Origin of the sequence: Nostoc sp. DedQUE05 (genome assembly GCF_034530955.1) — a bacterium.
In the GTDB taxonomy this organism is placed as follows: domain Bacteria; phylum Cyanobacteriota; class Cyanobacteriia; order Cyanobacteriales; family Nostocaceae; genus Nostoc.
The window spans coordinates 113,653-128,794 of record NZ_JAVRCB010000019.1 but is presented as its reverse complement, the minus strand read 5'-3'; the positions used below and the strand labels follow the sequence as shown (position 1 = coordinate 128,794).

Sequence of the window (15,142 nt, the reverse complement as noted above, 5' to 3'; positions counted from 1 at the left end):
TGTAGGGTGTAGGGTGTAGGGTGTAGGGTGTAGGGTGTAGGGTGTAGGGTGTAGGGTGTAGGTTTAAAGCCTCGCCCCACGCGCGCGAAAAATCCTTATTTCGCAAGGCAGGTAAAAGCCCCACCCGGAGTGTCTGTCTTAATTTCCCTACACCCCACACCCAATACAACCTGCACCCTGTTCACTTTTCTTGATTTTTCCCTACACCCAACACCCTACCCCCAACACCCTACACCCCACACCCCACACCCTGTTTCTAGTAAATATGAGTGGGGATACAAATAAATTTCTGACTGACTACACCCACTCAGCCACACCCCACACCCAAAAGCCTTATATATAATGGGTTTGCCGTTAACAAGCGTGCCATTCGGGTGTGTGTTTTGTCCGACAACAACAGCAACTCTAGATATCAGCGTCAAAGCTGGTATTAAAAGCACCGACGGAACTATCGCAAAAAAACAGATGTAACACTATTATTAATAGTGTTACATTTTGCGCGGCTTGCATTGCGTCCTCATTTCAAATCTCACGTCTTAAAATGTGGATTCCCTTACCCTTTGCTGATGTTTTTAATGTCTTCCTCTAGAAGTTCAGGTGCAGGAAAATCTGGCAGACCTTCTGTAGATTCATTAAACTGGATATCTTCTGGCCAATCGTCAGGATTTTGGTAAAGCCATTCTAGGTTTGCAATAACTTTCTTAGTATCCCAGTCCCACCAACGCAGTTTCAGCAGACGTTCAACTGTTTCAGGTCTGAATCGAGAGCGGATAACCTTAGCTGGGTTGCCTACAGCAACCGTATAATCAGGGATATCACTGGCAACAACTGCCTGAGAGCCGATGACTGCTCCGTTGCCAATCTTAACTCCTGACAAAATGGTTGCACCGTAGCCAATCCATACATCATTTCCAATTGAAGTAGTACCTTTGTGGCGTACTTCGTCACGCCGTTCTGCAAACTGGGTTTGAGAGAGAGGGAAGAACAGGCGAAATGGATAAGTAGTCGCCCTAGTAATGTGATGCTCTCCGCCACCGAAGATAGTAATATCTTTTGCTAGAGAGCAATATTTACCAATCTCAATTCTCTCATCAGGAAACCACAACGCAAAGGTAATGGAGTTGTCACAGGCGGTATATTCTCCAACACTCACTCGGCTGTCTTTGACTATCGATGCTAACCATAGAAGCGGAGATTTGTAGGTGTGATAAGCCATAGCTAAACTCCTTTATTTAGACTTACGCATTCTATAGATATATCTATTGTTTAAGGTATGTTTTTTACTAACAATTGCATTAGATCGGGTTCATAATGCAATTTTTAAGCATTACAATAGCTTTCCAATGAGCCTTTTCGTCGCACATCCAACGTTACACAATGAAACCCTCCTCCCAAGGTTCTTGCGTGTCTGAGTTGGAGCTGTACAACATCAACACCGCGTTTCTCAAGCTGTTCGATCAGTGGAGTTTGTGATTTATCAACGATCGCCAGATTTGGATTTACCATCAGGAGGTTGATACCAATCCATTTAGAAGCATAGGATGTTGTTGTATAACCAATATCAACGACTTCTGTCAGGTAGATTACATCCCAACTCTTGAACAGTTCGGGCAGATTTTGTTCGCCAACTCGTTCAGCATTCACTACAACTAAACCAGGCCGAATTACAGCGATGGTGGTGTCTACATGACTGCCACTATAAACGTTGTCATAAGTATGCACCCTATACTCTTCGCCTAATATAGTTTGCAGCCAGAATGCTCCAGAACGGTTCCCCGTATCTGAAATTAGATAGAAAATATCTTTCCCTAACCGTAATATGTTTGCTGCATCGAATAGAGGCTCATGGTCTTTGATTGCTGAACAGTTAGGATCGTGAATATTATAAATTTCATCAGCGAGTCTGGGCTTTGGGGCTGATATCCATCTAGCTCCGCTCTGCAAATAATCCATCAAGATAGATTTAAATGAAAGAGTTTCAAAAAATCTTGCTCGTAGCGTCATTGGCGCTTCGATAATCCATGTTCCTACTGTAACAAATAGGTCTCTGGGACAGTAATTGTATTGATCGTCTGATTCCCAATCGGGGGTACGAAATTTAATAGAATGATCTACTACATCAGGACGCTGAACAACTACATTGAGGGTTTGAAGTGTACGCACGAGTTCGTCAAGGTCTTCTTCAGTTTCTTCGATGATGCGATCGCTATACTGACCAGAGGGAATGTTTTCAATGCTGCCATAATCTCTATATTCGACTGCAAACAAACCTCGATCTCGACAGGCAATACGTGCATTGGTGGCACGCCCAACGATAATTTCTTCGAGAGCGTCCCATTCGTTATTAACTCTTACTTTACTCATCTGTTGTTTTAGTCCTAAATTTTATAGTTGGAAAAACTCTTTCAATAAACTGCATATATGCAGTGAGGTGATTGAAATAGGTGCAAAGTCTGATTAAAACCTAATTCAGGCGTTAAGGTTTTTGCTTAAAACACCACTCCAGAATCACTGAATCTTGTAAATTCCAAATTCTCAATTCTAAGTGAGAATCGCATTAATAATAGTGGCGTTTTGATTGAGATAAGGAGGATCGATCATCTCTCGATGAACCCCATAGGCATAATGATTGATTCGTTCTCCTCTTGTAGCTTGTATCCAATCATCTTCGTAATCGTAGTTTCCCTCAGCACGTATAAGATGAATATTTCCGTCAATTTGCAAATTTTTTAGGTCTGAATGCCAGAGAAAATTAAAGTATTCCCAAACTTGATTGTAGGTGCGATCGCGTAACTTTTGGTTATCCATAAAGTAACGTCTTAATTCCTGACGTTTGGGATTTAATAAGAAACCATCAACACCTTCTATGATTTCTGACATTTGGGCTTGTTTAGCTTCACGACCGTCTCTGTAAGTATCTAATAAAATCACATCAGAAACTATACGATCGCGACTTTCTAACTTTTGAGCCATCAACATTGCCAAAAAACCACCTGCTGAATGTCCCATCAATTTTATATCTTGATTTGGTGCTAGGCTATCTATTAATTCTGCATATTTTTCTAAAGTTGCTTCATCGGCAATATATCTGAAAGTATAGATAGCATAATTTGTTAAATAATCAGCTAAATTCGCGTAAGCTGCTGCAAAACCAAGGGCTGGGGGAAATATAAAAATCGCTTTTTCTCGTGCTTTATTGAAAACTACATAAGGACGTTCTTTAGGTTGGATATTCATCTCTTTGAGGTAGATGATATACTCGCTCAATTCTGCTACCGTAGGTTTTTCATAAATTATTGACAAAGGAATGTCAATTTCCAGTTCTTGATAAATTAGTGCCATGAGATTCATGGCTTGTAATGAATGACCACCTATATCAAAGAAGTTATCATTTACTCCTACCTTTGATACTTGCAGAACTTGTTGCCAAATGTTTGCTAAAATGCTTTCTGAGCGATTGCGTGGAGCTAAATATGGTGATTCTACTATCGATGTTTCATCGGGTTTTGGCAATTTTTTACGGTCTATCTTACCATTCGGGTTTAATGGCATAGCTGACAACATTACAAAAGCTGAAGGTATCATGTAAGCTGGCAATTTATGCTGTAAGAAACGACGCAGATCGCTAGGGGTTAATGACTGGTCTTTTCTAACTACATAAGCTACTAACCGTTGGTTTTCATGCAAAATGACGACTGTTTGTTCTACTTGGGAATTAGTTTCTAAAACCGATTCTATTTCTCCTAATTCAATACGTAAGCCGCGCAGCTTGACCTGGTTATCGATCCGACCAAGATATTCAATATTTCCATCTGGTAAATAACGAGCTAAATCTCCAGTTTTATACAATTTGCCATTACCAAAGGGATTAGAAATAAATTTTTGGGTAGTTAATTCTGGTCGGTTGAGATAGCCTCTAGCTAAAGAAGCGCCCCCAATATGCAATTCTCCAGGAATGCCAAGAGGAATTAGTTGGAGATGAGAATCGAGGATATAAATTTGGGTATTGGCAATGGGGCGACCAATAGGAACTATTTGATAATTAGACTGTGGCGTACACTGCCAGAAAGTGGCATCAACTGCTGTTTCTGTTGGGCCGTAAAAATTGTACAATTCACAATCAAACTGCTCAAAAAAGCGTTGAGTTAGTTCATAAGATAGTGCTTCTCCGCCACAAAATACTCGCTTTAAACAACGGCAGTTTTCTAAATTTGATTCTTGAAGAAAAACCCGCAGCATTGAGGGAACAAAATTGATTTGAGTAACTTGTTCTTGGGCAATTAAGTTAATCAAATAAGCAGTATCTTTATGACCTTCAGGTTTAGCTACTACTAAAGTAGCCCCAGCTATTAAAGACCAGAAGATTTCCCAGACTGAAACATCAAAACTAAAGGGAGTTATTTGTAAGATGCGATCGCTTGTTGTGAGTGGATAAGCATCAATCGTCCGCAATAAATTATTACAAATGCCTTGATGGATATTCATTACTCCCTTTGGCTTACCTGTCGAGCCAGAGGTATAAATGACATAAACTAAATTTTCCCATGTCACTTGACTGATGGGATTCTGCTGACTATAGTTAGCAATTACCTGCCAATCACTATCTAAACACAGCACCTCGGCTTGATTTTCTGGTAAAGAATCTATTAAGGACTGCTGGGTAAGCAATATAGAAACTGCCGAATCTGAGAGCATATAAGCTAAACGTTCGGCTGGATAGCTAGGATCTAGAGGTACATAAGCTCCTCCTGCTTTTAAAATCCCTAATATTCCTATTACCATCTCCAGGGAACGCTCAACAAAAATTCCAACCAATACTTCTGGTTTTACGCCTTTTTCTCGCAAATAATGAGCTAATTGATTTGCTCGCTCATTCAACTGTTGGTAGGTTAATTTTTGACCTTCAAATATTAGCGCAACTGCATCAGGGTTAAGTTTTACTTGTTCTTCAAATAGCTGATGGATACATTTATCTTGAGGATATGCAACTTCTGTGTTATTCCATTGAGTTAGTAATTGATAGCGTTCTTCAGGAGTTAGTAAATCAATATGTGACAATTGGCAATCGGGATTCTCAACTACTGTCTGAATTATTTGTAAAAAGTGACCGCTCATTCTGGCGATCGTCTCTTCTCGAAACAGATCGGCTTCGTATTCGATGACCAATCTTAAATCGTTGGCATCTTCAAACAGACTCCAACTCAAATCGAATTGAGCCGTTCGTGGTTTCAGGGGGTATGCTTGATGTTCAATTCCCGGAATTTTCATCACTGCTTTACTATCTTTACTAAGCAGTGAAAACATCACATCGAATAAAGGATTTCGTGATAAATCTCGTTCTAAATCCAGGGCAGATACTAATTTATTAAAAGGATAATTACTATATTCATAAGCATCGAGGCAAGTATTTGTTACTTCTGCCAATGCTTGTTTAAAAGTTCCCGCTTCTGGGAGTGAAGTTCTTAAAGCTAGGGTGTTAACATAAAATCCGATTTGGTTTTCTAGGTCTGGATGATTGCGTCCAGAAATAGGTATACCAATGACTAAATCGTGCTGCCCTGTGTAACGGTAGAGTAATATTTTAAATAAAGTTAAAAGAGTTATAAATAGAGTTGTATTATTCCCAGCAGCAAAAGAGCGTAATTTATCGCCGATATTCTGACTGAAATTATAAGTATATACACCAGCTTGAGAAGATTTAAATTGCGGTCTAGGAAAGTCGGGAGATAAGTTGAGTATAGGTGGTTGTTCGGCAAAGCGATCGCACCAATAACTATGTTGTTCTTTTACCTCCTCACTTTCTAACCACTGATTTTGCCATGCAGCATAATCCTTATATTGCAATGGTAATGGAGGTAAGACGAGAGTTTTTTGCTGCGTGTAAGCAGAGTATAAAGTAACAAACTCTTGGAAAAGGATATCGAGCGATCGCGCATCCCCAATAATATGATGTATGGTCAAACCAAACAAAAATTCCTCTGACTCGATCTGCACTAATAAAACTCGCATCAGAGGTAACTTCTCTAAATCAAAGCGCGAGTTAGCTGATTCTTGAATTAAGGTATCAGCTACGGCTTCAACATCTTTTTGCCCTCTTAAATCTTGAAAATTTATTAATTTTTCTGTAGGCAATTTTTCATGCAAAATTTGCTGAATGTCACCTGCGACACTTGTAAAACTAGTTCGCAAAATTTCGTGACGACTCACAAGTTGTTGAAAAGCTTCTGTAAATGCCGAAATATCTAAGCTGCCATTGATTCTCATTGCCAGCCTAATATTGTAAGCGCTGGAATATTCATCTATATGGTGCAGAATCCACATCCGCCTTTGAGCGTGGGATACTTCGTAATATTGTTGATTCGGTAGTGACTTTATCATTTTTTTTGTCGTGATTGAATCAAATCAGCTTGAGCTTTTAAAGTATTTTGAGTAAATATTTCTCGTAATCGCAGTGCAACTCCAAAGCGATTGCGGATATGCGACACTAAGCGCATTGCTTTTAAACTATTTCCTCCTAATTCAAAAAATGACTGATTCGCATCACTCACCTCTACCTCTAATAATTCACCCCAAATTGAAGCTAATAAAGCCTCTTGTTGATTAAGGTTAGTAATTTGATTGTTTGTTTGAAGAATATTTGCTTCTGTTTTTAGTAGTGCTAGACGATTGATTTTGCCATTTGGCAATAATGGAAAGTCAGCCAACTGCATCAAATAAGTTGGCTGCATATAAGTTGGTAACACTTGTTTCAATTGGCTGCCGATCTGTTGATGATTTACAGCATTTTTTGCTTGATAAAATGCACTGACTGTCACCGATTCTTCTTTTTTCTCTGCAATTACCAGTGCTTTTTCTACACCATCAATAGCAGCCAGTGCATCTTCAATTTCTCCCAACTCAATCCGTACTCCATTCAACTTCACTTGGTTATCGCTGCGTCCTATCACCTCCACCGTCAAATCGGGTAGCAGTCGTCCCAAGTCTCCTGTGCGGTAAACTACATCAGCGCCGTTATTCAAAGGATTGGGTACAAAAACAGAATTGGTTAAACTTTCATCTTGGTAATAGCCTTTTGTTAAATAAGGCGACTTGACAAAGATTTCTCCTACTTCTCCGACAGCACAGGGACGAGTTCCATCAATGATTGCAAACGCCGCCTCTGGCAATGTTTTCCCTCCAGGAACTCTGGCATAAGTGATTTTATTCGGGTCGGGAATTCGATAAAAATGTTTGACAAAAGTGGTTTCACTTGCCCCATAAATATTTACAAATTCTGTCTGAGAACCAAAAACTTGATGCCATTCGCACAATTCTTTGACAAATAAAGGTTCTCCTCCCAACACCAAAACTCGTAAATTCTTAAGCAATTGGTTAGCATTAGCTAAATTGCGACCAATATTTAAAAATAGGCGCATTACTGAAGGTACAGTATGTAGTAAGTTAATTTGCCATTCTCCCAATCTCAGTAATAAACGCTCCGAATCTTCGCGATCTATGCTATTAGGAATATAGAGAGTTCCTCCAGAACATAAAGTGACGAGAGTTTCTCTAAGGTAAGCATCAAAGTTAATTTTTGCAATTTGCAGACAGCGCCAATTTTGATTAATTCCAAATTCTAGTTTTTCCCAGTTTATGAAATGGCGTAAACTGCCATGACTACCAAGTATAGCTTTGGGTTCACCTGTTGACCCGGAAGTGAACATAATATAGTTAGAATCATCAGCATCAGGTATAACTAAAGCTTTTCGATCGTTACTTGCAACTACAGGCAAGCATTGATAAATTGTGCCATTCCACTGATAGTATTGCTGAATTTCATGGGCAGTTGCGACTAATATATGAGGGGGTTTTGGTAATACTGCTAGTCGAAGTTTGATAGTCTCTAAATTTTCGCGATCGACCACTATCATGGTGGGGGATGTTTTAACCATCATACGTGAATAACGTTCTTCTGGTTCATCCAAACGCAGAGGTAAATAAATTCCCCCAGCTTTAAATACTGCTAGCATTGCTAATACTTGACGATAATCTCCTTCAAGCATTACGCCACAAAGAATATCCTTTTGAATGCCTAAATCTTTAAAGATGTTAGCCCAAGAGTTACTAAGTATATCTAATTCTAGATAACTAAATTCTCCACCTGGATAAATAATTGATGTTTTATCTGGTAAGGCTTTTACTTGGTCGATAAAATCATGGATAACTGTGCGTGTTTCTAAACGAGGAATTGGTTTGATAAAGCTTTCGATAAAAGATGTTTCTGCGGCTGACAAAAGAGGAATTTTACAAACTGGTTGGCTGGGATTCACTATCATTTCTAGAAGTAGTTTATCCAAATGTCTTAGGGCTTGTTGTATTCTCTCAGCTTGGAATATATCTGTGTTGTAAATTAGAGCTAAACTGAGTTCGTTGTTCTGTTCAAGAAAAACAAAAGAGAGGTCAAATTTGCTTGGAGAATTGAGCGAACCCAGGGATTTTATCTCTACTTCTTCTACAGGTTGACTAATGTTTTGCAGAAGTACTAACACATCGAACAATGGTGTGCGGTTAATTTCACTGGAATTTGCCAGTTCTTTTACCAAAATATCAAACGGATAAGCAGAATGTTCAAATGCCTCGGTAACAGTTTGACGAACTTTAATTAGCAGATTTTGATATCCTCGATCTGGTTCTATTTCGTCACGGATAACAACTGTATTCAAAAATTGGCTTGGAGATGCAAGTTGATAATTATTGCGAGTGGTAATTTCTGTACCAATAGTAATATCATGCTGACCACTGTAGCGATAAAGTAATATTTTTACTGCCGCCACAAGTCCCATAAATAAAGTAGTTTCTGTTTGATTGCAAATCATTCGTAAACCAGAGACAATTTCTGGTTGGAATGTCCAGTTTAAACGAGAAACATTCAATGTTTTTATAGGAGGACGGCGGAAATCTGTAGGTAAGTGAACGCGGGGTAGTTGCCCATCGTTAAGTTGCTGTCGCCAGTAATCTAGATGTTTTTTATGCTCTTGACTTGCTAAAATATTGCTTTGCCATGCTGCATTAGTATTCAACTCAATTTGTTGTAGTGAAATCTGGCTTTGTTGAGCATGAAATATTGCAGTTTTGTCTTGTTCTAGAAGATGTAAAGTGAAAGATTCATAACGTTGTGAAGGGTCACTAGCTATTGCCGCCAGGGTGCTAGTGTAATAATTGCCAATGGCGATCGCCTGTTCTTGGCACAACTCGCTGGCATTGTATTTTAGGGTTAAATGTATCTGGGACGAGACGAGATCCAAAGTAAAGTGGACTCCCAGAGTGAAGTTTGTTTTTCCGAGAAATTTGCTATCTAATACCTGTAGACCTTGCAGCCCTAAGATACTTTGGTAAACGTGAAAATGGGTAAAGTTAAACGATGTTTCAAATAAAGGCTGACCGCCCAAATTCCACTGCAAATCAGCTAAGGGATATCGTCGGAAAGGTAGGGATTCTCGTTCAGCCTTGAATGTCTCTTGCATCAAGTCTATCCAAGTGCCTCCCAAGAGTTGTAAACGCAATGGCAAAGTATTCAGAAAAAGTCCCAATACTCGCTCTCCATCAGCTTCCTCTGGTCTACCATTAGATACCATACCTGTTAAGACATCAGACCGATCGAAAAGCACACTTAACACTTTCAGATGTGCGGCTAAAAGTACGCTTTTGAGGGTAACTTTTGCTTTATTTGCTACCTGTTTTAAAGCTTGAGAATCTTTTAGAGATAGGGTTACTTCTTGAGTACCCAATGTCCCTAATTCAGGTTCATGTGAGTGGTAGGATTGAGGCCAACGAGGTAACTTTGTAATAGTAATACCGTTAAGTTTTTCCAACCAATGTTGTCGGCACTCTTGGGAATTGAGAGCTTTTTGCTCCAAAGCAATAAAGTCTCGGAATGCGATCGCTCTTGGTGGATTGAGAGGTAGAATTTCTTCACCTAATAAGGATAAATATCTTTGCAGTAACTCAGTGAATAGTAAGCCTACACTCCATCCGTCGAGAATGGCGTGGTGTTCGATCAAAGTTAGCTGAAATGTCTCATCGCTGCGGCGATGAATATGAAAGCGTAATAGAGGAGGACTATCTAAACGAAAATTTTGTTTTCTTTCGGCTGCAAACCAAGCATTCAAAATACTTTCTTGGTCAGGGGCAGATAAATGGCGCAGATCCTCTACTACCAAAGGAACACGAACTGTGCGCCTAAGTAACTGCAACGGTTCACTGAAGTTGCTAACATCGAAGAAAGTCCGCAGTACAGAATGATTAGCAACAAGTTCTTGTACAGCTATCCGCCATTTTGATTCGTCAAAAACAACTCGCAGATGAAAACTGTTGACGTTGTGATAGACAGCAGAACCGGGACTGTACTCGCTGTGAAACAACATCCCCATCTGAAGTCTAGCAAGCGGATAAGCATCTTCAATATTGTCGGGTAACTTGAGGCGGTCTTGTTCAGAGACCAGAGCCAACGGCTGGATTTTTTCTGTGATTCTATTACTAGTCTTTGCTGTGGCGAGGTTTTGCGTCAGTTCGTAAATCGTCTGATGTAAAAACATCTGTTGAACTGAGAAGTGCAAACCTCTTTCTTTTGCTAGGGCTAAAACTTGAATACTGCGGATGGAATCGCCGCCTAAGACAAAGAAGTTGTCGTGGATACCAACTCGTTCCAGACCGAGAATCTCAGCCCAAATGTCGGCTAGTACCTGCTCTTCTAGAGTTCGAGGTGCGACAAAAGCTTTTTCCAAGTCGGCTCTAGTTGTTTGGGGTGCTGGTAGAGCGCGGCGGTCAACTTTGCCGTTGGATGTTAGCGGTAGTGCCTCCAACGTTACAAAGGCGGAGGGAATCATGTAGTCGGGAAGAGACTGTTTGAGGAAACTGCGTAGCCGTGGGACTAGCTGGCGAGTTAATTTACCCTGCAAAGGATTATTAGCATAGTGACTCCAGGGTTTTAGTTGGGGCGTTTCCTTAAGTAGAGGTAGTATTCCATGAGATATTAGCCCTAGCGATCGCCTGCTAAACACAACATCATAACAATCATTTGTCCCCGTATCCGACCAGCTAATGTCGATGCTGTAAGGTAACTCCTCACTCAAGCTCCAAAAGTCTTCAGGTTCTATCCCTTCTTGCTGGGTGAGAGCTTCTAAGTTTTGGAGTAGACCGCCGACTGTGGCTGGTTTTTCATCCCTTGCCAGTAGTTCTAAGAGCTTGACTTGTTGCCAAAGACGTGCATTGGGAACATTTTTGACGATCGCAATCTCTGGTGTCTCTAGTAAAAGTTGGCGAATCGAGGATAATGTCAACTCATCTTGCTGCCAGTCCCAACACTGAGGCTCGATTGAGGGAGAAACCCTGTCTCCTACATGGAGAATAACATCATAGCGGAACCGTGTTAGCTCATTGCGATCGCGACCTCGTTTGAGCTGAATTTGGACTTGGCTGATTTGCGGCAGATGTTGCACCAGAACATTAAAGAAGGCCGGGTCAATTACCAGTTCTTGGTCTTCTTGGAGATTTTTTTGTACGCGCTGCCACCAATCTTCTGTAGGTAGCTCTTGGGATGTCTGGTACAGGATGACATCGGCATGGAAAGCTGACAGTAAGGGTAGACTACGCACATCCCCCACAAAGATAAAGCCCCCTGGCGCTACCATTTTCACTGCACCTTCTAAGACACTTACCAGATAATCAATGCTGGGAAAATACTGAACAACTGAGTTGAGGATAACTGCATCAAATGTTTTGGCTTCAAAACCCTCAAAGTCGTGGGCTGGTTTGTTGATTAGCTGCACCTGCGACCAAGCGCTGCCAGTTTTCTGCATTTCCATCTGCACATAACGGATAGCATTGTCGGAAATGTCAGTGCCACAGTAGCGCGAACATTGGGGAGCAATCCTAAACAGCAGCATCCCCGTACCGCTACCAATTTCCAGCACCCGTTGAGGCTGCAAAGCCAGAATCCGCTCAACAGTAGAGTCCAACCATTGACCCATTTGTTCTTGAGGAATGGGTAGACCTGTGTAGCTGTCGTTCCAGCCGATAATATTGAACGTTGAGTCTTGACTGGGAGCATTTTGGCGATAAGTATCGTTAAATACTTGTTGCCATTGTGATATTTGTTCGCTATGGGATTGGTTCTCAAATGCTTGATTTGAGGGTTTGGCAACTATATAAGCTACTAGGCGTTTGTCTCCTGGTTGGTCAGTTCGGGCGATCGCCACTGCCTCCCGCACCTCTGGATGTTTTAGCAGTGCGGCTTCAATTTCTCCCAATTCGATGCGGAAACCGCGAATTTTAACTTGATTATCGATGCGATCGAGATATTCAATGTCTCCATTTTCTAAATAGCGGGCTAGGTCGCCGGTTTTGTACAACCTTGCCTCTGGTTCGTCGCTAAACGGATTAGTAATGAACCGCTCTGCTGTCAGTTCTGGACGATTTAGATAGCCGCGAGCCAACCCAGCACCACCAACATACATCTCACCTGCGATCCCGATAGGTACAGGTTTTAGCTGTTCATCTAGAATGTACAATTGCAAATCGGGAATCGGGGAACCAATCAGGCTCTTGCTATTGTTAACATCTGCTATTGTCAGTGGTCGATAGGTAACATGGACGGTTGTTTCTGTGATCCCGTACATATTTACTAATTGGGGAGAGCGTTGGCGAAGCCCGCCGCAGGCATCGCCATATCGCTCAAACCAGGGCTGCAAGCTTTGCGGCTCCAGAGCTTCGCCACCGAAGATCGCTAGGCGTAAGCTGAGTTTCGATTCTTGATTTTCCGCCAGTTCTTCCACCCGGATCAGTTGGCGAAAAGCAGATGGCGTTTGGTTGAGAACCGTGACTTGCTCTTGGCGCAGCAAGTTGTGAAAAGCTGAGGAATCGCGGCTTACCCAGTAGGGGACGATCGCCAAACGTCCACCATACAGCAAAGCACTCCAGAGTTCCCAAACCGAAAAGTCGAAGGCAATTGAATGGAATAGTGTAAACACATCACTTGCACAAAAGTGATACCAAGACTGAGTAGCGGCAAATAAACGAGTCACATTTTGGTGATTAACTAACACACCCTTAGGTTTTCCTGTAGACCCAGAAGTGTAAATTACATAAGCCAAGTTATTTGGCTGGACACCACTAACTAAATTCTCCCGACTGCAAGAATTAATTACTTCCCAATCTGTGTCTAAACACACCACAATTGCCTGATTTTTTGGTATTGCCGTTAACAGCGACTTCTGAGCGAGCAACACTGGCGCTGCTGCATCTTGAAGCGTGTAAGCCAGACGTTCTGCTGGATAGCTAGGGTCTAATGGCACATATGCTCCCCCAGCTTTTAAAATCCCCAACAGTCCTACTACCATTTCTAGGGAACGCTCTATGCAAATACCTACCAGTACCTCTGGTTTTACGCCTAGTGTTTGCAAGTAGCGTGCTAACTGATTAGCTTGCTCATTTAACTGCCGATAGGTCAATTGCTGATTTTCAAATACTAGCGCTACTGCATCGGGATTTTGCTCTACTTGCTCTTCAAATAGCTGATGGATACATTTATCTTGAGGATATTGAATTTCTGTATGATTCCATGTCAGTAATTGACTGCGTTCTTGTGTTGTTAGTATGTCAATTTCTGATAATTTCCGATCGGGATTTGCCGTAACAACTGTTAGAATTTGGAGAAAATGTCCCAGCATTCTCTGCACAAAATCTCCACCGAAAGCATCTTTTGGAAAAGTTACAGAAATAGAAGTATCTTGAGCATCAATTTCAAAAACTAGTTGAAAATTGTTTAACAAAGAACTGCGGCTACACAATCCCTCTTGAATCAGAGCAATATCAAAAATCGCTGCTGGATTTCCGCCTCTGGCAATAAATGTTTCGACAAGAGCGTTTACATCATAGCTTTGATGATGGTATCCTTCTTGTAGATTACTACGAGTTATTTTGAGTAAATCCTTAAATGAAATAAACTGTTGTCTGGAAAATCGGGAGAATATCAAGCTATCAGACTTGTCTAGGTTCAAAGCCCCCGTTGTCACAACAAAATTTTCTTGAGCAGTATATTTAAATATTAAAATTTTAATAGCTGATAGATATAAAGCCAGCTTGTTAACCGGAGAATTAGTAGTTAAAGTGGAGATTTTATCGCGTAAATCTCTATATATAAAATCAGTTTTCTTGTCTCTAGATTCTATTGTATTATGAATTACCCCATTAACTAAAGGTGTTACTGGCTGGATTTCTCGCAGTTGTCTAATTTGGTAATCTATTGAAACAAGATGTGATTCTATCACTTCCATAAACTTCTCCGTACATTTGTGTTGCGCATTTAGAGCATATTTATAAAGTAAATATTGTCAGTATTACTTCATTATTGTTTATATCTAGTTTATATGGGTGGTTAAGAATATTAACTTCTAGTTTGAATACAGAAGGTATCATTTTTTTACTGTAATTAATAAATGGAAAAATCATTATTTTTTTCGATTATTATTAATTTTATTAATATCAAAAAAATATTTATACGTTAAACAATCTGTAATAATATTTCGATCCTAAACTGGCTTTAAGTCTTAATAACGCCAAAATTACTCAACTTATTCTTTGGTCGAGTAGAATTTACCTATTAATTAAATTCTTAATTAACTATTGTGTTTGAAGAACTAGCTAGTAAATACTAGAACCATAGAGATTAAATTTACACCATAAGCGTTTGGGAAACAATAAGTAATTTAGAAAAATTTCATCTATTTTTGACACTAGGATTCAGCAGAGAGCCAAAATGCTTGTATGAATAGAATTGTATACAGTTCGCTTAGTTGTAAACTTTATTTGAGTAGCGAGCGATCGCAAATTTATGCATACTCTATCTACTAAAGCTTACATAGCCACTAACACCAGGTTAATTAAATTGCTGGCGATCGCTCTAGGATATATAGTTATGTTGTTTTTCCTTTTGAGTCTAACTATGCTTCTACTCAAGCTAAGTTTAACACAACAGTTATTTTAACTACGATAATTGCGATCGATATTTCTGTATCGATTGCCTGCGAACTATTTAAGACAGTTAAGACAGTTAAGACATTTAAGACAGTTAAGACAGTTAAGACAGTTAAGGAAAAATAATTGA

General features: G+C 40.2%; 4 protein-coding genes. All 4 read right to left on the bottom strand.

Annotation, left to right across the window (positions count from 1 at the left end; all coding sequences use genetic code 11):
• Positions 1–553 precede the first annotated feature (553 nt).
• Positions 554–1,216, bottom strand: coding sequence for a CatB-related O-acetyltransferase (locus RMZ42_RS16475; RefSeq protein WP_322672386.1), 663 nt, complete (start codon positions 1,214–1,216; stop codon positions 554–556).
• Between the two features lie 104 nt (positions 1,217–1,320).
• The gene (locus tag RMZ42_RS16470) at positions 1,321–2,364 is read right to left on the bottom strand and encodes an inosamine-phosphate amidinotransferase 1 (RefSeq protein ID WP_322672385.1); all 1,044 of its coding nucleotides are present in this window, start codon (positions 2,362–2,364) and stop codon (positions 1,321–1,323) included.
• Between the two features lie 177 nt (positions 2,365–2,541).
• Entirely contained in the window at positions 2,542–6,378 is a 3,837-nt protein-coding gene (locus RMZ42_RS16465; RefSeq protein ID WP_322672384.1) for an amino acid adenylation domain-containing protein, read from the bottom strand.
• Positions 6,375–14,312: a non-ribosomal peptide synthetase gene (locus RMZ42_RS16460; RefSeq protein WP_322672383.1), complete on the bottom strand. Its 7,938-nt coding sequence runs from the start codon at positions 14,310–14,312 to the stop codon at positions 6,375–6,377. The genes RMZ42_RS16465 and RMZ42_RS16460 overlap by 4 nt, the downstream gene beginning before the upstream one ends.
• Between the last annotated feature and the right edge of the window lie 830 nt (positions 14,313–15,142).

Excerpts from the sequence above, each read along its gene's own strand:
- RMZ42_RS16475 (WP_322672386.1), bottom strand. The coding sequence starts at position 1,216 with ATGGCTTATCACACCTACAAATCTCCGCTTCTATGGTTAGCATCGATA.
- RMZ42_RS16460 (WP_322672383.1), bottom strand. The coding sequence starts at position 14,312 with ATGGAAGTGATAGAATCACATCTTGTTTCAATAGATTACCAAATTAGA.
- RMZ42_RS16470 (WP_322672385.1), bottom strand. The coding sequence starts at position 2,364 with ATGAGTAAAGTAAGAGTTAATAACGAATGGGACGCTCTCGAAGAAATT.
- RMZ42_RS16465 (WP_322672384.1), bottom strand. The coding sequence starts at position 6,378 with ATGATAAAGTCACTACCGAATCAACAATATTACGAAGTATCCCACGCT.